Genomic DNA, 23040 nt, shown 5'->3' with positions numbered 1-23040 from the left:
CTGATCGTGTGCACACCCGACACGACTGGGTGGATGGTCCGGATGGTTGCATGCGGGTCAGTTGTCGGGCAGGTAGATGGCCAGGATCAGCTGGCCCGGGCTGGTCTTGGTGGCGCCGGTGGCCTTGACGATCGCCTGACTGACCGGGCCGGCCGGCTGGCCGATGGTGCCGATGCCGCCACCGGAGCTGGTCGTGCCCTCGGAGAGGCCGCTGAGCCGGACAGTGATCTGCTCGCTGGCATCGCCGCTGCTGCCGAAGGCGACCAGGTATGGAGTGTTGGGTGGCGTCCTGATCTGCATCTCGTGGACGCTGGCCAGCGGGGTGGTGCTCACGTCCCTGAGACGGTAGTTGCGGCCGCCGTACTCGACGAGTTCGTTCAGGTACGTGTCGCCGATGGGCCGCTGCTTGCCCTTGGCATAGATGCCCAGGCCGATCCAATCGTGGGGCTTGGTGACCAGACCGCCGCCGGAGGTGCTCTCGAGTTGCACGGTGACGTTGACCCGCTGTCCGGCCGGCGGTGCCTTGTCCGGGATCCAGGCGCTTCCGACGCCGGCGTCGATCGAGTCGCCGGCGCAACCGCTTGCGCCGGCCTCCACACCGTTGAACTTGATGTGGAGGGCGAGCCCGCCGCTCTCGTCGCCGTTCACTGCGGTACAGAACACGCTGAGGCTGATCGGCCCGCCGGGTGCGGTGAAGGTGAAATCGAAGGAGTTCTTGCCTCGGTCGGCGATCTTCGCGCCGAGCAAGGTGTCACCGCCGATCTTCGCGCGGTAGCGGACGCCGTCCTTGACGTAGTCGTCGGGAGAGGTCGGTGGGGTCTGGGCGGGTGGGCCTTCCGCCGGTACGGCCGCGGTGCGGTAGATGCCCAAGGCAACTACGGTGTCGCCACCGCGGACCTGGCGCCCGTTCGCGTCGGTGAGCCGGACGACGACGCGGGCCGGCTTCCCGGCAGGAGCGGCGAGCCACAGTGTGCGGTCCGCGGAGACGCTGATCCCGGTGTGGAGTGAGCCGGGGTCCGTGGTGCAGTCGCCGGTGCCGACGATGTAGTCGTTGACCGAGACGGTGAACTTGTAGACGCCGGTGTTGCAGTAGCCGGCGAACCGGGTGTCCTGCACTTGTGGTGTCCAGCTGAAGTCCAGGGTGCTGTCGCCGGCATCGCCGATCCAGCCCTTTTCCAGCCGGTCGGCGCCTTCGAGACCGGGCAGGGTCATGCCGTTTCTGACGTAATCGCGGGGTACCTCGTCGGCCGGTTGTGGGGTCGAGGTGGTCAGGCTGGGGATGAGGAAGGCGAAGGCTGCGATGACGGCCAGGCCGCCTACGGTGCCGAGTGCTGCGGCTTTGCGGCGGCACTTGGTCTGGGTGATCTTGCGGTGGACGCCGGGGAGCAGGTCGGGGGTCTGGTCGGTCGACTCCGCGCGGGCGTTCAGTTCGTTCTGCAGGTCTGTGAGCTTCATCGGGTCGCCTCCCGGTCAGCGGTGACGCCGGTGGCATCGGTGGTCAGCAGGGCTGGGTCCAGGCGCAGCTTGGCGAACGCCTTGCTGGTCTGGCTCTTCACCGTGCCAGGGCTGCACCCGAGAGCGCGGGCGGTCTCTGCCTCGGACAGATCTTCGTAGTACCGCAGTACGACGACAGCGCGTTGCCGGCGCGGCAGTCGTTGCAGTGCTCGCCACACGTCGGTGCGCTCCTCGGCACTGGCCGGTACTGCGGACTCGGGCAGCTCCTCGGTCGGTTGCTCGCCGTTCCAGCGCCGGCGCCACCAGGTGGCGTACGTGTTGACCATCACCTTGCGGACGTACGGTTCGGGGTCGCCGCCCTCGATCCGGGACCAGGCGAACCAGGCCTTGGCCAGTGCGGTCTGCACCAGGTCCTCGGCGAGCGCGTGGTCTTGGGTGAGCAGGTAGGCGGTCCGCAGCAGTCTGCGGGACCGCGCGAGCACGAACGCGTCGAACCCCTCAGCAGCCGTCACCGGTCGCCCCGTTCCCCGTGCACGCAAGGTGAGCGTGCTGTCGTCAATGGTCACATCATGGAGGACCAGTGAGGTCGGCGGATTGGTTGCCCAGACCTTCCGGGGAAACACACTGTTCGTCGAAAAGTTTCACGTGAGACCTGGCCAAGCGGTGGATAGTGACGGGAAGCTGGCCGGTGACAGGCGCGTTTCGCCCCAAATGCGTTCCGGAGGTAGTGCAATGACGAATCACTTCAGTACTCGAGCGATCAGAATTCTGTCCATCCTCGGCCTCTTCGCCGCGATGCTGGCCGCCACCGTCGCGACCCAGGTGGTGACCGCGACCAAGGCTCATGCCGACGGTTGCTACACCTGGAGCCGCACGCTCAACCAGGGCACCAGCGGTGAGGATGTGCGGCAGTTGCAGATCCGGGTCGCCGGCTATCCGGCGTACGGCGAGCACATCGCCACCGACGGGATCTTCGGGCCGGCCACGAAGGCGGCGGTCCAGCGCTTCCAGACGGCGTACGGGCTGACGGCCGACGGGATCGCCACCGCGGCGACGTACAGCAAGATCTACGCGCTGCAGGATGACGACTGCACGCCGATCCATTTCACCTACGCCGAGCTGGATGACGGCTGTGGCGGATCCGGGTACGACGGCGGGCCGCTGTCGGAGGCGGCGACCAAGGCCAACGCGTTGCAGACCATGTGGCAGCTCGAAGCCCTGCGGCACGCGCTGGGCGACCAGGCGCTCAACATCAGCAGTGGCTTCCGCAGTGTCCCGTGCAACAACTCGGTCGGCGGTGCGAGCAACAGCCAGCACCTGTACGGCCGGTCCGCCGACCTGACCGGCGTGCACTCGTTCTGCACGATGGCCAAGCGGGCCCGGTACCACGGGTTCGGCGGCATCTTCGGTCCTGGCTACCCGGGCCACGACGACCACACCCACATCGACATCCGGACGAGCAACTCCTGGTCGGCGCCCAACTGCGGGATCTGACCCGCCGGCGAGTTGGTCCGGGCAGGTCAGACTGCCCGGACCAACTGAGCGAGCGTGACGCCGGCCGCGCGGTCCAGGTGCTCGGCGGTGAGGCCGGCCGCGCGGGCGCCGAGGACGTCCTTGTCGAGGTTGTCGCCGATCATCAGCGTCTCGGCCGGGCTGACCCCGAGTGCTTGGCAGGTCAGCAGGTAGGACTGCGGTGCGGGCTTGCTGAATCCGAGCCCTTCCGAGGTCGAGACGACGTCGATGTGGTCGGCCAGGCCGATCGCGGCCAGTTTCGCGTTCTGCTGCTGGGTGATGCCGTTGGTCAGTACGCCGATCCGCCAGCCATTGCTTTTGGCAACTTCCAGTGCCGGCAGTGCATCAGGGAACGCTGCCCAGTTCTGCGAATAGCGGTCGAGGAACCCGGTGAAGAGCTCGTCCAGCCCGGCATCGGTGGCCGGGACCGGGTAGCCGATCAGCGGCAGGAAGTCGCGGAGCCGGCCGCGGCGCTGGTCCTGGTGGCTCAGCTTGCCTGCCAGCCAGAGCTCGAAGTTGCGGTGCTCGACCACGAACCACTGCGCGACGAGCTCATCGGTGAGGGGACCACCACCAAATGACGGGACCCAGGCGCGCAGGGTCGCGGCGACGGACGAGGAGTGGTCGAAGAGCGTGTCGTCGAGGTCGAAGACGACTGCCTTCATGCGGGCACCACCGACGTCCGGTTGAGCTCACGGTGGTTCGCATAGCCCGAGAGGGCCAGGGTCAGATCGAGCTCGGCCAGCAGGCAGCGCAGTACATGCTCGACTCCGGCCTGGCCGGCCAACGCCAGGCCGTAGAGGAGAGGTCGCCCGAGGAGGATGGCCTTGGCGCCGAGGGCGAGCGCCTTGGCCGCGTCGGAACCCGTCCTGACGCCCGAGTCGAAGAGCACCGTCACCTGCTCGCCGACCGCATCCGCGATCGCCGGCAGGGCGTCCAGTGACGCGATCGCGCCGTCGACCTGGCGGCCGCCGTGGTTCGACACGACCAGGCCGTCCACGCCGTGCTCGGCCGCGAGCTTGGCGTCGTCGACCGAGGTGATGCCCTTCAGCACGATCGGTCCGGCCCAGTTGTCGCGCAGGAAGGACAGCTCGTCCCAGCCGAGTCCGACGTTCGGGAACATCTGCGCCCAGTGCGTCACCGCCGCGGTCGGGTCCTCCGCGATCGGCTTGGCGAGTTTGGCCTGGAACGCCGGGTCGGTGAAGTAGTTGGCCAGGCCCTCGCCCTTGAGGAACGGCAGGAAACCGCGGTCGAGATCGGCCGGGCGCCAGCCGATCGTGCCGGTGTCCAGGGTCACCACCAGGACGGAGTACCCGTTGTCCTTGGCGCGCTGGAGGAAGCTGAGGCAGACGTCCTTGTCGGTCGGCCAGTACAGCTGGTACCACTTGGAGTCCGCCTCGATCTGCTCGAACGAGTGACTGGCCTGGGTGGAGTGCGTGTAGGTCAGCCCGAGCGCACTCGCCGCCCGCGCGGTCGCCAGCTCGCCCTCGGGATGCGCCAGCGTCTGTACGCCGATCGGCGCGATCACCACCGGCGCGGGCATCTTGGTGCCGAGGATCGTGCAGGACAGATCCCGCTCGGTACTGCCGCGCAGCATCCTCGGGACGAGCCGCCACCGGTCGAACGCGGCCAGGTTGGCGCGGGCGGTCGAACCGCTGCCGGCACTCGGGACGATGTAGCCCATCGCCTCCGCGGACAGATTCGCCGCGGCCTGCGATTCCAGCCGGGACAGGTCGGTGGTGATCTCCGGCCGGGTGTCCTGAAACATCCCCTGCACGTAAATGCTCAGCTGGTGATCGCCGTAGTTCGCCATGCTGGATGCTTTCACGTCCGCTCGCCCGGCCTCAATGACTCGAGCCACACCAGTACCAGCAGGTGGAACGAGGTACTGAGCAGCCGGTGTCACCGGTCACACCGACGGCTGAGACGTCGGTCTCGCGCGCTGAGGCGGATGCGATAATCAGGCGTGACAAGTTCAGTGACTCCTGACAATTCGTTGACCTCGCGGCACGTCGGTCTGGCGCTGCTGGCGCTGGCGACCGGTGGGTTCGCGATCGGGACCACCGAGTTCGTCACGATGGGGCTGCTGCCGCAGATCGCCGACGGGGTGCACATCTCGATCCCGACGGCGGGGCACATCGTGTCGGCGTACGCGCTCGGGGTGGTCGTCGGCGCGCCGGTGATCGCGGCGCTCGGGGCGCGGACCGGGCGCAAACGGCTGCTCCTCGGGCTGATGGCGGTCTTTGTCCTCGGCAACGTTCTGTCGGCCGTTGCCAACAGCTACGAACTGCTGATGGCGGCGCGGTTCCTGACCGGCCTGCCGCACGGCGCGTTCTTCGGGATCGGCGCCGTGGTCGGCGCCTCGATGGTGCCGGTCAACAAGCGGGCCTGGGCGGTCTCGATGATGATGGTCGGGTTGCCGGTGGCGAACATCATCGGCGTACCGGTGACCACGCTGCTCGGGCAGCGGTACGGCTGGCAGTTGCCGTTCGTTGCCGTCGGCATCCTTGGGTTGCTGACCCTGATCGCGGTCTGGTTCTGGATCGGGCCGCAGCCGGTGGGCAACGACGTCAACGTCCGCAGCGAGTTGAGCGCGCTGGCCAAGCCGCAGGTGTGGATGGCGCTGCTGGTCGGCATGGTGGGCTTCGGCGGGATGTTCGCGACGTACTCGTACATCACCCCGACGATGACCGAGCTGGCCGGCTTCAGCGCGGCGGCGGTGACGATCGTGCTCGCCGCGTACGGCATCGGTATGACCGGCGGCACCCTGGTCGGCGGCCGGCTCGCGGATCGCGCTTTGATGCCGAGCATGTACGGCGGGCTGGTGGCCGTGACGGTGGTGCTGTCGACCTTCGGCTGGCTGGCCCACAGCAAGGCGGGCGCCCTGGTCGCCGTCTTCGCGCTGGGCTTCAGCTCGAGCATCCTCATCCCGGCGCTGCAAACCCGGCTGATGGACGTGGCCCATGAGGGCCAGTCGCTCGCGGCCTCCCTCAACCACTCGACCCTCAACGTCGCCAACGCGCTCGGCGCCTGGCTGGGCAGCGTTGTCCTGTCCGCCGGCTACAGCTATGAGTGGCCGAGTCGAGTCGGCGCGGTGCTGGCCGTCGCCGGTCTGGCACTCGCCCTGATCTCCGGGCGGATGGACCGTACGAAAGTGCTCACTCCTGCCTGACCGGCCGGCGTAGTACGGGTGAATCCAGGGCGTGTCCAGGGCGTCGCCTGAGGCGGGTTGTTTCCCGGGTTGGTTGGATGGGGGTATGGCGACCTTGACGTTGAGCGGCCCGGACCTGGTACGCCGGCGTGGGCTGCGCCAGATGCGGGCGGTAGCGCTGTCGCTGCTCGTGGTGGCGGCAGTGATCTACGTGCTGACCCTGCACGACGGCGGCGCGTGGGGCTATGTGAATGCCGCCTCCGAGGCGGCCATGGTCGGTGCGCTGGCGGACTGGTTCGCAGTGACCGCGCTGTTCCGGCATCCGCTCGGGTTGCCGATCCCGCACACCGCGATCGTGCCGACCCGCAAGGACAGCCTGGCCGAGAGCCTGGAGCAGTTCGTCACCGAGAACTTCCTGTCCGAGGAGGTGATCGCGGAGAAGATGCGGACGGCCGAGGTGAGCCGGCGGGCCGGCGAGTGGCTTGCCTCCGGCAACCATGCCGAGCGGATCGTCGAGGAGGGTGTCCGGACGGTCGGTGCCGCGCTACCGAAGCTCGGCGACGACGACGTCACCGCCTTCGTCCGCGGGTCGCTGCTGCCGCGGTTCGCCGAGGAGCCGCTCAGCCCGATCGCCGGTCACTTCCTGGAGTCGGTGGTCGACGACGGGGCGCATCACGCGCTCTTCGACCTGCTGATGGTCGAGGCGTACGACTGGCTGTCCGAGAACCGGGAGTTGCTGGCCGAGGTGGTCGGGCCGCGCGCGCCACGGTGGTCCCCGCGCTGGGTCGACTCGATCGTGATCGACCGGGTCCACCGCGAGGCGCTGGTCTGGCTGGCCGCAGTACGGGATGACGAGCACCACCCGGCCCGCAAAGCGGTCGACCGGCTGCTGATCCAGCTCGCCGAGGACCTGCAGAACGACCCCGAGATGATGGACCGTTTCGAGGCGTTCAAGCGCCGGATGCTGACCCACCCCGACATGAGCACCAGCCTCACCGCGGTCTGGGACGCCGTCCGTACCGCCCTGATCGACGCCATCGCCGACCCCGAAGGCCCCCTCCGCCTCCGCGGCACCCAGACGATCAAGGACCTCGGCCAACGCCTGCAGACCGACGAAACCCTGATGGCCAAGGTCGACACCCGCGCCGCCGAAGCCGTCGGCTACGTCGTCCGCACCTACGGCACCGAGATCGTCTCCGTCATCTCCGACACCATCGAACGCTGGGACGGCCACGAAGCCGCCGCCCGAATCGAACTCCACGTAGGCCGAGACCTCCAATTCATCCGCATCAACGGCACCGTCGTAGGAGCCTTGGTAGGCCTGGTCATCCACACGGTCAGCCAACTGCTCTAGATGCGGAGTGTTGTCCGCGGCTTCTGTTGCATATAAGCTACAGATGTGAATGCGGCGGCTCTGGTTCGGGAGGCTCGTGAATACGCGGGGCTCTCTCGCAGCGCGCTGGCGGTGAAGGCCGGGGTTCCGACCTCGACCGTCTCCCGGATCGAGGACGGGTCGAGTGACCCGACTCTGACCATGCTCGCCAGGCTCGTCGCTGCAGCGGGCAAGCACCTCTCGGTCAGTGTGAGCGCACGACAACCAACGAAGCCGGCGATCGAGTTACTGGTCGGGGCACACCAGCCGGACGCCACGAACCGGAAGGTCGACTGGACCCAGCTCCGGGGGTTCCTCGACCAGCTCGCAGCACATCCGGAACTCGCGGCGGACGCCATCGAGGCTCCTCCATCGCGCACCGGCAATGCGGCGTTCGACGCGCTGCTGGCCGGTATCGCCGAGAAGGTCGCCGACGACGCCGGGATCCCTCGTCCGCGCTGGACGAGATCTGTCCCGCCGGCCCCGGCGCCATGGACACCGCCCGGGACTCCAGCCAGAGTCAGGCAAGCCCGCGCCGCGGCGCCAGCTCAACTGGCAGCGCGCAACATCTGGCTGGCCGCAAAAGACCTGTGGCGTAACGCCGCATGACCGATCCGGGGCAGCCGCAGTATCCGGTACCGGGCACCCTCGGCAAGATCGAGATCCTCGACTATCTGAGCGAGGTAGCAGACGAACTCGGCCACCGAGGCTTGTCCGCACGCCTGGTCGTAGTAGGCGGCGGCTCCTACCTGCAACAGATCGCTGACTTGGCGAGCGGGAGCTGACGTCTGGCCAGGGGTACTCTTTGGCGGCTGGGCCTGGGTGGGCTTGGCCGGGGGGAATGGACGGGGTTTCTGCGATGGATGACGAGCAGACGGCGGGTACGCCGGTCAAGCGTGGGCGGGGACGGGCGGTGTGGATCGCCGGTGCTGCCGCGCTCGCGGTTGTCGCCGGTGGGGTGACGTATGGCGTGGCTGGGCGGGATGAGACGCCCAAGGTGACGGCGGGGCTCTCGGAGACTCCGTCGGTGACCGAGTCGGTGTCGGCCGAATTGCTTGCCGAGCAGAAGATGCTGGCGGGGATCGACGCGACGCTCAAGGGGCGGGCGGCCGCGTTGGTGGCGGGGAAGTTGTCGCAGTTCCTGGCCTTCTCCGACGTGAAGAACGCCAAGCTGGTGCAGCGGGACACGCAACTGTTCGAGAACCTGCGGAAGCTTGGTGTCCGGCAGGTCGGGTATGTCCGGGTACCGACCTTCTCGCCGGAGCAGCGGCCGAAGCTCGGGCCGACCGCGCGGGCGCTGCGGATCAGGATGCTGGTGCAGATCACCGGGATCGACTCAGCGCCACGGGTCACCCAGCTCGGCCATACCTTCGCCCTGCGTGGTGATCGCTGGGTGGTGGTGGACAACGACGACGTCGAGTCAGCGGACCGTAGCGACAGCCGTGAGCCCTGGGAGCTCGGTCCGATCGAGGTCGCGCGCGGGCGCGGCGTACTGGTCGTCTCCTCGCCCGGCGAAGCCGAGAACGGCCGGCGTCTGGTCAAGGAGGCCGAGGCCGCCGTGCCTGCTGTCCGGGCTGCTACCAAGCGTGCGCAGGCCGGCATTCTCGTCGTCGCGATGGCCGACCGTAAGTCATGGGATGCGTCGCAGATCACCGGCGGGCACCCGGCCGGCGCGGTGGCCATCCCGAACTTCACGCCGACGAACGCCGATGCCAGCGAGTTCAAGGTCACCGGCAGCCGGGTGGTGATCAACCCGACCTACCGCAAGACGGCGGACCGGTTCCTGCTCGCGCACGAGTTCACCCATGCAGCGATGTCACCGCTCGGCGAGGGTGCGCCCATCTGGCTGGTGGAGGGGTACGCCGAGTACGTCGAGCGGCACCTGATGGAGCGGAACAACTACAGCCAATGGGTCGCCGGCGAGCGACGCGACCTGCGCAAGAAGGCGATCAAGTCACTCGTCGTCCTGCCGATCGACGGCGTCTTCCACGGCGACTTCGACGAGGACAGCTACGGCGTCGCCTGGCTCATCGTGGAGTACCTCGTCGACAAGTACGGCCTGGCCACGCTCAACGCCCTGTACGTCGACATGGCCAAGCAACTCGACGACCCTGCCCTGCGCGACAAGACCCTGACCAAACACCTCAAGGTCACCGAGCCGGCCCTGGTAGCAGCCTTGAAGAAGTACACAGGCCCGTCCTGAGTTGCACGCCGCGATGATAGACTGAATCACTACGAGGGGAAGTGATTCAGTTTGATCCAGGCAAGCACCTCTTCAGGTCGAATCGTCGCTGCTCGTGAGGCGGCAGAGCTGACCCAGCGGCAACTCGCGGCTAGTTCTGGGATCGCTCAGGCGACCCTCTCGCGCATCGAGCAAGGCACGCGGCCTGCCAAGATGAACGAGATCCTTGCGCTGGCCTGGGCGCTCGGTTGCCCGGCTTCGGAGTTGACGGGGCATTCGCGGGTGCAGGACCGGCTCGAATGCGTCGCTCGTGCGACGGATCACTCGAGCATGGAGACCATGCGTCGCGAGTTGAGCCACTATCTGGAACTGGACGCTTATCTCGAGGATCAAGGGATCCTGCCGCAGCTATGAGCGCAGAGGATCAGGGACGGACTCGAGCTGAAGAGTTCCGGGCCGAACATCGGCTCGGGCACGTCCCGTTGCCGGACCTGGTCAGTCTGATCGAGCTGACCCAGGACATCGATGTCGCCGTGCTCGACGCTGATCCGGACGAGCACGGCCTGACCATGCGCGATCCGGTGCGCGACGTCGTGGTCGTGGCCGTCGCACGGACACGGAGCCCGATGCGCCAGCGCAGTACGCTCGCGCACGAACTCGGGCACGTCCTGTTCGGTGACTTCGGCCTCTCGAAAGCCGGGGAGTGGGACAAGCGAAGTCCTCAAGAGATTCGTGCGGATGCCTTCGCCCGGCACCTGCTCGTCCCGCTCGAAGGCCTGGGGCCAGTCCTCGCGGACCGCAGCCCCGGGGAATCGGGTGCTGCGGGAGCGGACGCCGTCGTCAGGTCTCCTACGGGCGAACTGATGCAGATCGAGGTGAAGCGGCACCGAGGTCGGGAGCGAGTGTCGCTATCGGAGTTGTCCGCACTCGTGCAGCGGTTCAAGGCTTCTCCGAGCCTGGTGGCCATTCAGTTGAACAAGGTGGGCCTGATCAGCCCTGCCCGGAAAAGCGAGTGGATGGCTCTGTCAACCAGGAACCTTGCGTCGCGATTCGGCTGGTCCGACCTGTACGAGGGGTGGCAGCAGGAGTCGGCATCGCGGCGGGCGCCGCAGCGACTGTTGTCCAGAGCGATCCAGGGCTATGTGGCGAACGTGGTCTCGCTCCAAGCAGTGGCCCGGCTGCGGGGCCTACCCGTTGAGCAGATCGCTGCCGAGTTCGAGGACGCGGGCATCATCCCCGACGCGGTCGAACCAGTTCCTCCGCCGGCAGCAGCAGACAACCGGCCGGACACCGATTTCAGCGACCTCGACGCACTGGATGACCTAGTCAGCAACCCGGGGAGCATTGATGCTCCGACTCCCGGGCCGGGGGCGCACGGCGAATGATCGACCCCGCCATCGTCGACGCCGGACCCGCGCTGAACTTCTTCTCGATCAACAAGGAACGACTTCTGTTCGACGCCATCGGCGGCAAGATCGCCATCCCTGAAACTGTCGCCGGCGAGATCGCCGACAAGGCGCGCAGGGATGACCGCTTCCAAGCTGCGGCCGACGTTCTGGCGAAGCTGTCGAAAACTGATTGGCTGAGAGTGCTGTCAGATGAGGTGACGCCTGGGCTGGCGGCCGCCGTCCTGCGCATCACCGCCGTGCCCATGGCGGCACGGATGACTCACCGCAAGGATCTCGGCGAGATCATGGTGCTCGCGCACGCCGCAATTCAGGCAGACGCCGGGCGAGATGTCGTCGTCCTGATCGACGACCAGGCCGGTGCCCGCCTCGCCGCGACTGAAGCTGCCCGTCTCTTGCGGTTGCGGGGCCAAGGGCGCAGCGTCGGTGCCCTCAGTTTGATGAGCACGCTGGATGTGCTGGAGCGCGGCGCTGGTCGTAGGTACCTCCCCGACCGCGTTGCCATGCGGCGGATCTACGCCCAGCTACGTCAACGCGACGACGGCCTGGTTGACATCAAGTAGACAGAACTGCTGTCCAAGCGCGTCTGGTTCGCAGGGTGACGCGCAGTACTCAGTCGACCGTCCAGGTGTCTGAGCCGGTGATCAGGGATTGCAGGGAGCCGCCGGACTGGGATTCCTTGGAGGTTTGTACCTGTTGGCGGACCTGGTCGTCGTAGGACGGGCGGTCTACTGCCCGGAAGACGCCGATCGGGGCCTGGTGCAGGATGCCGGCGTCGGTGAGGCGGGACAGGGCGAAGGCGTAGGCCGGGTCCTCGGTGTGGGCGTCGTGGACGACCAGGTCGGCCTCGCCGCCCGGTAGGTCGGCCACCTCGCGAACGGCCAGGGAGGCGAAGCCGTCGCGGACGACGCCCAGGTGGCCGTCGATGCCGAAACGGATCGGTTCCCCGTGTACCAGCGGGATGATCGCGTCGTCGCGCGTCTCCGGGTTCTTGATCGCGTCGAAGGCGTTGTCGTTGAAGATCGGGCAGTTCTGGTAGATCTCCACGAACGCCGTACCACGGTGCTCGGCCGCTGCCCGGAGTACCGAGGTCAGGTGTTTGCGGTCCGAGTCGACGGTCCGCGCGACGAAGGTCGCCTCCGCGCCGAGCGCCAGCGAGACCGGGTTGAACGGGTTGTCCACCGAGCCCATCGGCGTCGACTTGGTGACCTTGCCCGGCTCGGAGGTCGGCGAGTACTGGCCCTTGGTCAGGCCGTAGATCCGGTTGTTGAAGAGCAGGATCTTCAGGTTCACGTTGCGCCGGAGCGTGTGGATCAGGTGGTTGCCACCGATCGACAGCGCGTCGCCGTCACCGGTCACCACCCAGACGCTCAGGTCGGGCCGCGCCACCGCGAGCCCGGTCGCGATCGCCGGCGCGCGGCCGTGGATCGAGTGCATGCCGTACGTCGACAGGTAGTACGGGAAGCGGGACGAGCACCCGATCCCGGACACCATCGCGACGTTCTCGCGCTTGATCCCGAGCTCCGGCAGGAACCCTTGGAAAGCAGCCAGTACTGCGTAGTCGCCACAACCCGGGCACCACCGGACCTCCTGGTCCGACACGTACTCCTTGCGGCTCTGCGGCTCGGTGGCAGCCGGTACGCCGGCCAGTCCGCCCGGCAGGCTCGGCAGACCGAGATCGACGGTGCTCATCGTGCTCCCTCCGGGTGGTGGATGCCGTTCGGCTGGACGCCCAGCGCCTCGCCGTGGGTCACGCTGGCGGCGGCCTCACCGAGGTACCGCACGTCGTCCTCGATGCCTTCGGTCTCCTCAACCAGGTTGCCGATCACCTCGGCGAGCTCGGCGGCGCCCAGCGGCATGCCGCGCACCTGCGCGTAGGAGACGACATCGACCAGGTACTTCGACCGCAGCAGCATTGCGAGCTGGCCGAGGTTCATCTCCGGCACGAGCACCTTGTCGTACTTCGCGAGAACCTCGCCCAGGTTGGCCGGGAACGGGTTCAGGTGCCGCAGATGCGTCTGCGCGATCTGGCCGCCGACCTTGCGGACACGGCGGCAAGCGGCGCCGATCGGGCCGTACGTGCTGCCCCAGCCGAGTACGAGCACTTTCGCCGTACCGTCCGGGTCATCCACTTCGAGCGGCGGGACGGTGATGCCGTCCACCTTGGCCTGGCGGGTACGGATCATCAGATCGTGGTTCGCCGGGTCGTACGAGATGTTGCCCGTCTTGTCTTCCTTCTCGAGCCCGCCGACGCGGTGGTCGAGGCCCGGCGTACCGGGGATGGCCCAGGCGCGAGCGAGGGTCTCCGGATCGCGGACATAGGGGAGGTAGACGGGTTCGCCCTTGTCGTTGGTCGCGTTGGGCTCGGTGGTGAAGTTGGGGTCCGTCGTCGGCAGGTCGTCGATCTGCGGTACCTGCCAGGGCTCGGAGCCGTTGGCCAGGTAGCCGTCGGACAGCACCATCACCGGGGTGCGGTAGGTGACCGCGATCCGGGCGGCCTCGACGGCGATCGAGAAGCAGTCCGCGGGGGACTGGGCGGCGATCACCGGCAGCGGGGACTCGCCGTTGCGGCCGAACATCACCTGCAGGAGGTCGGCCTGCTCGGTCTTGGTCGGCATGCCCGTCGACGGGCCGGCCCGCTGGATGTCGCAGACGATGAGCGGCAGTTCGAGCATGAGCGCGAGACCGATCGTCTCGGACTTCAGGCTGATCCCCGGGCCGGACGACACGGTCACGCCCAGCGCGCCACCGAACGACGCGCCCAGAGCGGCGCCGACCGCGGCGATCTCGTCCTCGGCCTGGATCGTGGTCACGTCGAACCGCTTCAGCTTGGACAGCTCGTGCAGCACGTCGGAGGCCGGGGTGATCGGGTAGGCGCCGAGCACGAGCTTCAGCCCGGTCCGCTCGGCGCCAGCCACCAGGCCGTACGCCAGCGCGAGGTTGCCGGAGATGTTGCGGTAGGTGCCGGTCGCCATCCGGGCCGGCTTCACCTCGTACCGGACCGAGAACTCCTCGGCGGTCTCGCCGAAGTTGTAGCCGGCCCGGAACGCCGCGATGTTCGCGTCGCGGATGGCGGGTTTGCCGGCGAACTTGGTCTGCAGGAACTCGATCGTCGACTCGACCGGCCGCTGGAACAGCCAGGAGACGAGGCCGAGGGAGTACATGTTCTTGGCCCGGGAGGCGTCCTTGCGGGACAGCCCGAACTCCTTGACCGACTCCACCGTCATCCCGGTCAGGTTCAGGCCGATCACGTGGTACGCCTCGAGCTCACCCGATTCGAGCGGGTTCGCCTCGTACCCGATCCGCTTCAGGTTGCGGGGGGTGAAGTCGGCGGTGTCGATGATCAGGGTGGCGCCGCGTGGTACCTCCGGCAGGTTCGCCTTGAGTGCCGCGGGGTTCATCGCGATCAGCACATCGGGCGCATCGCCGGGCGTCAGGATGTCGTGGTCGGCGAAGTGCAACTGGAACGACGACACCCCCGGCAGGGTCCCGGCGGGCGCCCGGATCTCGGCCGGGAAGTTGGGCAGCGTCGACAGGTCGTTGCCGAACGACGCCGTCTCGGCGGTGAATCGGTCCCCCGTGAGCTGCATTCCGTCACCGGAGTCACCGGCGAAGCGGATCACCACGCGATCGAGCTGCTTGACCTCGATGGTCACTTGTCTGTCATCTCCAAGTCGAAGCTTGGGCCGGACTTTCCTCTTGTGAAGGAAGAGGCCGATCCCCCCAGTGGGCGATACCTCAATGTTAGTTCGCCCCTGGTACGGAATCATGTGTAAGACCCGATGGTCCACAGCCTGGGATCAGGTGATGCCGACTTGACTCACGGTTGTCTCGCAAACCCTCCAGTGTGACTTAGAGCAGTCGTTCGCTTGCCAACTGCAGTCGGGTCCGGGAGAGTGTCTTCACCAAGCTGTGATCTACCCCGGGACCCACCCGGGCTCGAGGGAGTTCCACCATGGGCGTTCGCCCTTTGATCAGCCTGCTGGCTGCTGTTGTCCTACCGCTGAGTGGCTGTGCCGCCACGGTGGCGCCCGCCGAGAGCGCGATGGCTATCCCGGACGCGCACGCGGTGCCGGCCGCCGTCGCGACCACGCCGGTACGGACCGTGAAGATCACCAGTATCAAGACCACCGACGCGACGAAGGGCGTGTTGACCGTCGTCGGGCAGATCACGCCGGCGCCCGCGGCCAAGACGCGGGTCTCGCTGCAGCGCTGGTCGTCGAGCGGGCGCAAGTGGGAGGAGATCGGCCACGGCGTCACGGCGGGGACGAGCATCATGATCCCGCCGACGCTTCCCGGGTCGGTGAAGACGTACCGGCTGACGATCGGCTCGCAGGCGCCGTACGCCGCTGCCGTCTCGCCGATGGTCAGCTTCTCGCACTACGTCTTTCGCGGGATCTTCAAGAAGCCACTGCTCGCGGCCGGCGGCAAGGGGCATCCGCAGTTCAACGTCGTACCGCCGAGTGAGGGGCCGCGTCGCGCTGAGGCCGAGGTGCTGGCGGACAAGGCCGGCGCGGTCTGGGGTGACGTCGACAGCACCGGTTGCCGCGGGGCGCGCATGTGGCTGGGCAACATCACCGACGGCACGATCCGGGCCTCGTTGCTGAACGGCGCCAAGGTGGTCGGCACGGTCGACATGAAACAAGAGTCCGAGACCTGGCTGACCCGCGACATCCGCGGCGTCACCAGACTCCGCGTCCAGGTCGCCGACGTGAAATCCGGTTACGGCCCGATCGTCGCCATCGACGCGTTACTGCTCTGCACCAACTGAGCGCCCGCACTAAGGTGTAGCCCGTGCAGAGCTATGGCGTGGTCGCCGCGATCGTCGTCCTCGGCCTGCTCGGGTTGCTGGGTGCGTTCGCGCTGAACAAGGCGCTGACGATCACCTACTCGACCCCGGACAAGCTGAAGACGTACGAGTCAGGTGTCGACCCCGTCGGCGAGGGCTGGGCCCAGGTCCACATCCGCTACTACCTCTTCGCCTACCTCTACGTGATCTTCGCCGTCGACGCCGTCTACCTGTTCCCCTGGGCGACCGTCTTCGCCGCCGTCGGAGTCGCCAGCCTGATCGAGATGTTCGTGTTTCTCGCCTTCGTCACGGTCGGCCTCCTCTACGCCTACCGCAAGGGCGTCCTCAACTGGACCTGATCACCGCTCGGCCAGCGCCTTGGCGATTGCCCAGTCCTGGCAGCCGACGCCTACTGACTTGAAGACTGTGCGGCCGGTGGGGCTCAGCTTCGTGGTGAGGGCTGTGCCCAGTTCGATCAGGGCGGTCTGGGCGAGGGCGCCTGAGGTGATGGCGTCGATGATCTCGCCGGATTCCTCCAACGCGGCCTCCACCTGGTCGACCATCACCAGGTCGGCGGTGGCGAGGAGGTCGCGGGGGAGTTCTCGCATGGTGGGGCGGAAGGCGCCGATGGCGTTGACGTGGACGCGTTCGGGCAGGGCGTCGGCGTCGAAGAGTGGGGTCGAGGATGAGGTCGCGCAGCAGATGATGTCGGCGGTGGCGATCGCGTCGTCGATCGACGTACCGGGGGTGAAACTCACCTCTGGGAACTCCGCCGTCAGGGCTGCCGCTAAGGCGGTGGCTCGGTCGGGGTTGCGGCCTATGACGGTGACCGTGGCGATTCGGCGTACGGCGAGGACGGCGCGGGCCTGGTCGGCTGCTTGGGCGCCGGTGCCCAGGAGGGACAGGCGGGTCGCGTCCGGTGCGGCGAGGAGATCGGTGGCCACGCCGACCACGGCGCCGGTGCGCAGGGTGGTGATCGAGGTGCCGTCGGCGACCAGTTGCTCGCCGTGGCCGGTCCAGATCACGGTCGCGCGGATCGCCGGCACCTGGTCGAGCGCGATACCGATCTTCTTCACCACGGCGGTACCGGTCGGGGAGTGGTACGCCGACATCACCAGGACAGCGCCGTCGCCGAAGATCTGCCGCGGGGGCAGCACGAAGTTGCCGGCTGCGAGCTCCAGGAACGCGTTCCGGACGGCGTCGATCGCGGCCGGCATCGAGACGGTACGGCGTACGTCGGCCGCGCTCAGCACCCTCATCGGTTCGGCATCCCCATAGCCGGCGACGTTATAGCGTTGCGGCAGAGCCAACAGCTGAGGGGCACCCGATGACGGACCTGCACGGCGACGCACTGGTGGCGGACGCGCACAACGACTTGCTGATGCTGGTCGCGCGCCGGCCCAAGGAGATCTGGGTCGAGTACTTCCGCGACCGGTGGATCCCGCAGTTGCGGGCGGGCGGCATCGACGTACAGGTGCTGCCGGTGTTCTCTCCAATTTCCTGACCCCCACCCCACCACCCCGGTCAGGGAACAGCGAGTTCCTGCCCGAAGGGGCGTTGCGCGAGACGCTCAGGATGATCGAGGCCGCACACCGGATCGCCGAGGGCAACGCCGACCAGGTGACGCTGTGCCGCACCGGCGCCGAGATCGACGAGACCGTCGCGGCCGGGCGGATCGCGCTGATTCTCGCACTCGAGGGCTGCCCGCAGATCGACAAGGACGTCGAGATCTTCCAGACGCTGGAGCGGCTCGGCGTACGGATGGCCTCGTTCACGCACTTCGGGCGCAGCGCGCTCGGCGACGGCTCGGGCGAGGACGCGACCGGGAGCCGGCTGACGAGGGCCGGGGTCGAGGCGGTCGGGTTGCTGGAGGAACTGGACGTACTGATCGACGTCTCGCACGTCGGGCGCCGTGGGGTCGAGCACATCCTCGAGCTGGCGACGAAGCCGGTCGTCGCGTCGCATTCGAGCGCGTTCGCCGTCCGCGAGCACCACCGCAACCTCACCGACGAGCAGCTGCGCGGGATCGCCGCCACCGGTGGGGTCGTCTGCGTCAACTTCTTCGCCGGCTTCCTGACCGGCGACCCGCGGCCGACCGTCGAGCACCTCGCGGACCACATCGAGTACGTCGTGAGCGTGGCCGGCGAGGACCACGTCGGGCTGGGCAGCGATTTCGTCGACGAGGTGTTCGGCGAGAAGATCCCCGCCTGCGACCTGCCGCTGATCATCGAAGGCCTGGACACCGCGATCCTGGTGCCAGGCCTCGAAGGGCCGGCCGGGATGCCGCTGGTCACCGAGGCGCTGCAGAAGCGCGGGCTGCCGGAGCCGGTGATCCGCAAGATCCTCGGCGCCAACCTGGTCCGCCTCCTGCGCTGATCACCGAGCGTGATCCGCGAGATCTGCCGGAGATCGTTGCCCTCTCACCCTGTAGTCATTGCATTGGACAACTTGTTGTGTTCGGAAGCCTCGCTACGTAACGCATTGCGATGGAGCCATCGCTAATTGCGGAGATCGGGGTTACAGTAATTACTGGGGGAAACGGGACGACCACGGGGTGGTGGGGTATGTCTTGGCAACTGTGGGTGTTGATTGCGGCGGCAGGCGCTGGAGTCGCGGCGGTCCTGCTGGCGAAGTTCAGCCAGGCGCAGGAAGTCTTCGAACGCATCGTCGAGACCAGCCCGCGCTCGCGTCCTGAGCGTCCCGAAATGACAGTCGACGACCTGATCAGGTACCGCCGCCGGCAGGAGCCGCGCGCCACCTGGTTCTTCCAGACCGCCCATCCCCAGCACCGCTCGCGCGGCCACCACTGACCCTGGTACGCGCCTAGCGGTGACCCGTGGGCGCCCACCTGCACCACTTCGGCTCCACTGGGCCACCAACCCCCCGGCCCTGGACCCACTGGCGCACCTGGGCGCCCACCCTGCGCGCGCACTGCGTCTCCGACCGCCGGTACCGTGCCTACGCCGCCGCGACGAGCAGCGTCTGGGACACCTACACGCCGGTCATCAGCCGCTAGCCCCACCGAGCACCAGCTCATGCTGGCAGCGACGACTTTGTGCACCGGCTGAGCATTCTACTGGTGAGTAGATGGCTAGCGGGTGCACAAAGTGGGGTCAGGAGGGCGGGTGGGGCAACGCTTAGCCCGGAAACGCGGGGGCGGTGGGGTCAGGCGGCTGGGTGCCACTCAAGTGAGTGGCACCCGGGAGGGGGTTAGGCCCAGGGGTCGAAGGGGATGCCGGTGGGCTTGGAGGCGTTGAGGAGGTTGCGGAAGCGGTCGTCCTTGTCGGTGATCTTGATGGTGGCTGAGCCGAAGTTGGCGTTCATCAAGATGTCGCGCAAGCCCGTGCTCGGGTAACCGTTCCAGTCGACCAGCGGGGGGTAGCGCCAGTTGTGGTAGTGGTTCTCCGGCGGCTCGTCATTGGTGTTGGCGAGGCGGAAGAAGTGCGTGCTGGCGCCGTCCTTGTGGTAGACGACCTTGGGGTGCGTACCGTCGAAGCGGACCTGTGAGCGCGCGTACGTGACCTGGCTGGCGTGCTGCGTCGTGGTCACGTACTGGACCTCGTTGGCCGACTGGTTGACCCACGAGATGACGTGCTCGAAGTCGTGGCGGTGGCCACCGAGACCACTGCCGGCCACGGCCTGGTCCTTCTCGAAGTAGCTGGCGTAGATGATCGCGCACCAGCCGTTGTTGCACTTCGAGCGGGCATACGTCTGGGAGTTGTCGAGGTCGGACTGGTCGCGGCAGCTGCCGTTGACCGCTCCGGTCGTGTTCAGTCCGGGGTTGAGGGTGCCGTCCGCGCCGATGGCGGGGGTGGCGTAGCACCCGTCGCCGTCGTAGTCGTAGGCCGGCGAGAAGGACTGCTCCAGGCCGCCGGCGTTCTGCGGGAGGCTTGGCGGCGGGGCGGCGAACGCGGCCGCGGCCGAGGTCACCATCAGTGCGGCGGTACCGAGTGCGACACCGATGAGACGGCGCCGGCGCTTGGCGGGTCGGGCGGATTGAGGGGGCGACAGCTGTTCCATGCTTCGCTCTTTTCGACGGTCGCCACCCTTGGGGCGACGTCGCGAGGACGCGCGTCCGCAAGAGTGGGGGGCGGGTGCGAACGAAGTCGAGGATGGCACCTCAAGGGCACATCAGTACATACTTCACGTGACTAAGAATCGACGGAAAGTGAACGGCGCTAGTCGAGCAGGCCGTCCCGGCGGGCCACGGCGGCGGCTTCGGTACGGCTGCGAACGCCCAGTTTGGCCAGGATGTTCGAGACGTGAACGCTGACCGTCTTCTCCGAGATGTACAGCTCCCGGGCCAGCTGACGGTTCGTCCGCCCCTCGGCCAGCAGCGCCAGTACTTCGGTCTCGCGCGCCGTCAGCGCTGTCGGGCCGACTCCTCCGTCTGCTCCACCGAGCTCGTCGAGCAGCGGCTTGGCGCCGAGCTCGCGGGCGGTGTCGCCGGCCAGGGTCGCCTGCTCGTTGGCATCGGCCACTCGGCCGGCCGCCCGCAACGCCGCCGAGAAGTGCAGTCGCGACCAGGCCTGCTGATGGACGTCGCCGTACCCGAAGGCGTCGACCGTGCGTTGCCAGGTGGCGACGTGCTCGGCCGGGGTCGGTGGGTCGATGTCGGCCAGCCAGCGGAGGCGCTCCCATTCCGCCTCCAGCCGGGCCAGCCACGCGATCCCCTCGACACCCAGCACCCGGCCGGGCGGCAGGCCCTTCTCGGCTGTCGCCTGACCGTCCGCCACCAGCTCGGCCCCGCGAGCCACCAGCTCGGCCGCCGCGGTCGGCTCGTGCACGACGCGATGACACAGCACCTGCAGACCCATCGTCGAGAACCGGATCCGGGCCATGAACCACTCGCTCTGGAAGATCTCTGCGCACAGCGTCGACACGTCGGCGATCAGCTTCTCCGCCTCGGTGGGCCGGTTGAGCCGGAGGTAGGCATCGACGGCCGGCTGCAGGCCGAGGATCGGCACCATCACATCGAGCGTCCACCACTTGCGCAGCCGCTCCAGCTCCTCGGCGACCGACGTATCGCCACGGGCGCCGCGCACGGTCAGCCCCACCCCACGCAGCGCGGCCTCCGCAGCGGCCGGAGTCATCGAGTCGGGCTGCGCCGTCGCCGCCGCCTGATCCCACTCGCCCAGTACGAACTGGGTCAGCGCAAGCGTCCGCCGGGCGTCGAACCCGTACGCAGCCCACTGACGCCCCAACTCGCCTGCGCGCTCGGTGGCCAGCAGGAGAGCAGTCCTGGCGCTGGCGAGGTCGCCCATCTCGTAATGGTTGGATCCCAGCAAGAACCGACTGCGGACCTCGGCCGCCGAATCACCAGCCAGCTGGGCCCGTACGGCCGCCTCCTCCAACTGCTTGGCCGCGGCAACTGGATCGCCGGCCCGCCGCCGCAGCTGGGCCAGCGTGATCCCGGCGTCGCTCGCCGCGGACTCCTGGCCCACCTCACGGGCGATCTGCAAGGCCTCGTGCGCCCAGCGCTCGGCCTCCATCGGCCGCCCGAGCGCGTCCGAGACGCGTGCGTACATCGAGGCCACCTGGGCCTTGAACACAGTCGCCGGCTCGTCCGAGGTCAACCGCAGCGCCTGCGAGATCGCCTCGTGCGCCTCTTGATCCTGGTCGATGGACAGGGCGATCTCGGCCAGCGGCATCAGTAGCTCCGCCCGCTGCAGCCGCGGCGCGTCGGCCGGCAGCTCGGCGAGCGCCTTGCGCAGTAGCTTCAAAGCCCGCACCTGCTGCGCCGACAGGGCCGCAGCGGTCGCCGTCTCGACGATCAGCCAGGTCTTGTCGATGCTCGCGTCGGCCGCGGCGTTCGGGTAGAGCTCCAGCGCCATCTCGTAGTGCTTCAACGCCTCCTGCGGCGCCGCCACCGAGATGGCCTCCTGCCCGGCCCGCACGCGCGCCTCGAAAGCAGTGGCCAGGTCGTGGGACCTGGTCGCGTGCCCAGCCAGCTCCGCCGCAGTACCGGCGACGGTCTGGTCCTTCAGAGCTTTCGCGTACGAAGCGTGCTGCCGCACTCGCTCGCCTGGCAGCAGGTCGTCGTACACCGCCTCGGCCAGCAGCGCGTGGCGGAAGTAGTAGCTCGCGTTGCCCGGGTGCTCGATGATGTGCGCGTCGATCAGCTCGCGCAGCGCCGCATCCAGCTCGCGGTCGGGCAGACCCGCCACTGCCGTCAGCAGCGTGTGGGGAACGCGCCGGCCGGCCACGGCGATCACGCGAGCGACCTGCCGGGCGTCGTCGGACAGTGGGTCGATCCGGACGAGCAGCAGATCGGCCAGTTCGGGCGGTACTGCATCTGCGTCGCCCATCGACGCGGCAGCGACCAGCTCCTCGGTGAAGAAGGCGTTGCCGCCCGCGCGCTCGAGGATCCGGAGCTCCTCCAGCTCGGGCAGCGGCTCAGTGAGCAGCGCGGTCAGCAGCGTGCGGGAGTCGGTGGCGTCGAGCGGCAGCAGGCCGACCCGGCGTACGCGCGGGTTGCGGGACCACTCGGCGATCGGCCGGCGCAGTGGGTGCCGCCGGTGCAGGTCGTCGCTGCGGTAGGACACGACTAGCGCGAGCCGCTGCGACGTGAGCCGGGTGATCAGGAACCCGATCAGGTCGCGGCTGGAGTCGTCGGCCCAGTGCGCGTCCTCGATGATCACCACGAGCGGCTCGCTGGTCGACAGCGCGGTGAAGGCACCCAGTACGGCGTCGAACAGCGCAGCACGGTCGAGCTGGCCGTCCTGCGGGGCGGACTGCGCACCGATGAGGCGGTGGGTCGGCAGCAGCCGGCCGATCGCCGGGAAGTTGGTCAGGACGCTCTCGACCACCGCCGGGCGCTCCTCGGCCAGCCGGCCGAAGATCTCGGTGAAGGGCAGGTACGGCAGGCCGGCGTCACCGAAGTCGGTGCAGTGCCCGACCAGGACGCCGAACCCGCGCTCGTGCGCGCCGGTGGCCACCTCGTCGAGCATCCGGGTCTTGCCGACGCCCGCGTCGCCGGACAGCAGGATCGCCCCGGCGCGGCGGGTCTTCGCCTCGTCCACGGCGCTGAGCAGTGCGGCCAGCTCGGTCGAGCGGCCGACGAGAGGTGTCGAGGTCCAGGGCACGTCGTCCATCTTCGCCCCTGGCGCCGACACAAATCGACGGCATCCCGTCCGGTTGGTCTCCGGAGAGAAAAAAACGCCGTCCCCGACC

24 protein-coding genes are annotated in these 23040 nt (G+C 68.1%); 15 read left to right on the top strand and 9 right to left on the bottom strand.

From position 1 onward, the window contains the following. Positions 1 to 57 precede the first annotated feature (57 nt). Together G3I17_RS32155 and G3I17_RS32150 are read right to left on the bottom strand one after the other, a co-directional pair. Positions 58 to 1455: a hypothetical protein gene (locus tag G3I17_RS32155; RefSeq protein ID WP_164601658.1), complete on the bottom strand. Its 1398-nt coding sequence runs from the start codon at positions 1453 to 1455 to the stop codon at positions 58 to 60. Beyond that, positions 1452 to 1967, bottom strand: coding sequence for a SigE family RNA polymerase sigma factor (locus G3I17_RS32150; RefSeq protein WP_343238490.1), 516 nt, complete (start codon positions 1965 to 1967; stop codon positions 1452 to 1454). The genes G3I17_RS32155 and G3I17_RS32150 overlap by 4 nt, the downstream gene beginning before the upstream one ends. A gap of 283 nt (positions 1968 to 2250) precedes the next feature. Here G3I17_RS32150 and G3I17_RS32145 point away from each other — a divergent pair, with 283 nt between their 5' ends. After that, complete coding sequence (locus G3I17_RS32145) at positions 2251 to 2949, top strand: M15 family metallopeptidase (RefSeq protein ID WP_164601797.1); 699 nt, start codon at positions 2251 to 2253, stop codon at positions 2947 to 2949. 26 nt (positions 2950 to 2975) lie between these two features. On the opposite strand, the gene G3I17_RS32140 is transcribed toward G3I17_RS32145, so the two are convergent. Both G3I17_RS32140 and G3I17_RS32135 read right to left on the bottom strand, forming a co-directional pair. Beyond that, positions 2976 to 3632 carry an HAD family hydrolase gene (locus G3I17_RS32140; protein WP_164601654.1) on the bottom strand — a complete coding sequence of 219 codons (657 nt, stop codon included), beginning with the start codon at positions 3630 to 3632 and terminating at the stop codon, positions 2976 to 2978. Beyond that, on the bottom strand, positions 3629 to 4780 hold the full coding sequence (locus tag G3I17_RS32135; RefSeq protein ID WP_164601652.1) for an alpha-hydroxy-acid oxidizing protein: 1152 nt from the start codon (positions 4778 to 4780) through the stop codon (positions 3629 to 3631). Before G3I17_RS32135 ends, G3I17_RS32140 begins: the two co-directional genes overlap by 4 nt. 153 nt (positions 4781 to 4933) lie before the next feature. Here G3I17_RS32135 and G3I17_RS32130 point away from each other — a divergent pair, with 153 nt between their 5' ends. The 8 genes from G3I17_RS32130 to G3I17_RS32095 all read left to right on the top strand — a co-directional run bounded on the left by G3I17_RS32130 (position 4934) and on the right by G3I17_RS32095 (position 11641). Beyond that, positions 4934 to 6139, top strand: a complete 1206-nt coding sequence (locus tag G3I17_RS32130) for an MFS transporter (RefSeq protein ID WP_343238489.1) — start codon at positions 4934 to 4936, stop codon at positions 6137 to 6139. Between the two features lie 85 nt (positions 6140 to 6224). Then, a complete protein-coding gene (locus G3I17_RS32125; RefSeq protein ID WP_164601648.1) occupies positions 6225 to 7472 on the top strand; it encodes a DUF445 domain-containing protein in 1248 nt (415 codons plus the stop codon). Positions 7473 to 7517: 45 nt separating this feature from the next. Beyond that, positions 7518 to 8099 (top strand): helix-turn-helix domain-containing protein, encoded by a 582-nt coding sequence (locus G3I17_RS32120; protein ID WP_164601646.1) that lies wholly within the window; start codon positions 7518 to 7520, stop codon positions 8097 to 8099. Continuing rightward, positions 8096 to 8275, top strand: coding sequence for a hypothetical protein (locus G3I17_RS32115; protein WP_164601644.1), 180 nt, complete (start codon positions 8096 to 8098; stop codon positions 8273 to 8275). Before G3I17_RS32120 ends, G3I17_RS32115 begins: the two co-directional genes overlap by 4 nt. 74 nt (positions 8276 to 8349) lie before the next feature. Then, positions 8350 to 9693 (top strand): hypothetical protein, encoded by a 1344-nt coding sequence (locus tag G3I17_RS32110; RefSeq protein ID WP_203591055.1) that lies wholly within the window; start codon positions 8350 to 8352, stop codon positions 9691 to 9693. 51 nt (positions 9694 to 9744) lie between these two features. Beyond that, complete coding sequence (locus G3I17_RS41830; protein ID WP_203591054.1) at positions 9745 to 10086, top strand: helix-turn-helix transcriptional regulator; 342 nt, start codon at positions 9745 to 9747, stop codon at positions 10084 to 10086. Next, positions 10083 to 11057, top strand: coding sequence for an ImmA/IrrE family metallo-endopeptidase (locus G3I17_RS32100; protein ID WP_164601642.1), 975 nt, complete (start codon positions 10083 to 10085; stop codon positions 11055 to 11057). The genes G3I17_RS41830 and G3I17_RS32100 overlap by 4 nt, the downstream gene beginning before the upstream one ends. Beyond that, positions 11054 to 11641: a hypothetical protein gene (locus tag G3I17_RS32095; RefSeq protein WP_164601640.1), complete on the top strand. Its 588-nt coding sequence runs from the start codon at positions 11054 to 11056 to the stop codon at positions 11639 to 11641. Before G3I17_RS32100 ends, G3I17_RS32095 begins: the two co-directional genes overlap by 4 nt. A gap of 49 nt (positions 11642 to 11690) precedes the next feature. On the opposite strand, the gene G3I17_RS32090 is transcribed toward G3I17_RS32095, so the two are convergent. Together G3I17_RS32090 and G3I17_RS32085 are read right to left on the bottom strand one after the other, a co-directional pair. Then, positions 11691 to 12770 carry a 2-oxoacid:ferredoxin oxidoreductase subunit beta gene (locus G3I17_RS32090; RefSeq protein WP_164601638.1) on the bottom strand — a complete coding sequence of 360 codons (1080 nt, stop codon included), beginning with the start codon at positions 12768 to 12770 and terminating at the stop codon, positions 11691 to 11693. Then, positions 12767 to 14734 (bottom strand): 2-oxoacid:acceptor oxidoreductase subunit alpha, encoded by a 1968-nt coding sequence (locus G3I17_RS32085; protein ID WP_164601636.1) that lies wholly within the window; start codon positions 14732 to 14734, stop codon positions 12767 to 12769. The genes G3I17_RS32090 and G3I17_RS32085 overlap by 4 nt, the downstream gene beginning before the upstream one ends. Positions 14735 to 15033: 299 nt before the next feature. On the opposite strand from G3I17_RS32085, the gene G3I17_RS32080 reads away from it, so the two are divergent. Both G3I17_RS32080 and G3I17_RS32075 read left to right on the top strand, forming a co-directional pair. After that, positions 15034 to 15849 carry a hypothetical protein gene (locus tag G3I17_RS32080; RefSeq protein WP_164601634.1) on the top strand — a complete coding sequence of 272 codons (816 nt, stop codon included), beginning with the start codon at positions 15034 to 15036 and terminating at the stop codon, positions 15847 to 15849. Positions 15850 to 15872: 23 nt separating this feature from the next. Continuing rightward, the gene (locus G3I17_RS32075; RefSeq protein WP_164601632.1) at positions 15873 to 16226 is read left to right on the top strand and encodes an NADH-quinone oxidoreductase subunit A; all 354 of its coding nucleotides are present in this window, start codon (positions 15873 to 15875) and stop codon (positions 16224 to 16226) included. Here the strand turns inward: G3I17_RS32075 and G3I17_RS32070 are convergent, their stop codons facing one another. Then, positions 16227 to 17126: an ornithine cyclodeaminase family protein gene (locus G3I17_RS32070; protein ID WP_164601630.1), complete on the bottom strand. Its 900-nt coding sequence runs from the start codon at positions 17124 to 17126 to the stop codon at positions 16227 to 16229. It lies immediately after the preceding gene. A 68-nt stretch (positions 17127 to 17194) separates the two neighbouring features. Between G3I17_RS32070 and G3I17_RS42330 the strand changes: the two genes are divergently transcribed. The 4 genes from G3I17_RS42330 (at position 17195) to G3I17_RS32055 (ending at position 18883) form a co-directional block, all read left to right on the top strand. Continuing rightward, the gene (locus G3I17_RS42330) at positions 17195 to 17371 is read left to right on the top strand and encodes a hypothetical protein (RefSeq protein ID WP_343238488.1); all 177 of its coding nucleotides are present in this window, start codon (positions 17195 to 17197) and stop codon (positions 17369 to 17371) included. 71 nt (positions 17372 to 17442) lie between these two features. Then, a complete protein-coding gene (locus tag G3I17_RS32065; protein WP_343238487.1) occupies positions 17443 to 18243 on the top strand; it encodes a membrane dipeptidase in 801 nt (266 codons plus the stop codon). 188 nt (positions 18244 to 18431) lie between these two features. Next, on the top strand, positions 18432 to 18677 hold the full coding sequence (locus G3I17_RS32060) for a hypothetical protein (RefSeq protein ID WP_164601628.1): 246 nt from the start codon (positions 18432 to 18434) through the stop codon (positions 18675 to 18677). A 26-nt stretch (positions 18678 to 18703) separates the two neighbouring features. Beyond that, positions 18704 to 18883, top strand: coding sequence for a hypothetical protein (locus G3I17_RS32055; RefSeq protein WP_164601626.1), 180 nt, complete (start codon positions 18704 to 18706; stop codon positions 18881 to 18883). Positions 18884 to 19077: 194 nt separating this feature from the next. On the opposite strand, the gene G3I17_RS32050 is transcribed toward G3I17_RS32055, so the two are convergent. Beyond that, entirely contained in the window at positions 19078 to 19800 is a 723-nt protein-coding gene (locus tag G3I17_RS32050) for an NPP1 family protein (RefSeq protein ID WP_239063133.1), read from the bottom strand. A 245-nt stretch (positions 19801 to 20045) separates the two neighbouring features. Then, on the bottom strand, positions 20046 to 22961 hold the full coding sequence (locus tag G3I17_RS41825) for a helix-turn-helix transcriptional regulator (RefSeq protein ID WP_164601622.1): 2916 nt from the start codon (positions 22959 to 22961) through the stop codon (positions 20046 to 20048). Positions 22962 to 23040 lie beyond the last annotated feature (79 nt).

Source organism: Streptomyces sp. SID13031 (assembly GCF_010548305.1).
Taxonomy (GTDB): Bacteria; Actinomycetota; Actinomycetes; order Propionibacteriales; family Kribbellaceae; genus Kribbella.
This window is presented reverse-complemented; position numbering and strand designations above follow the sequence as displayed.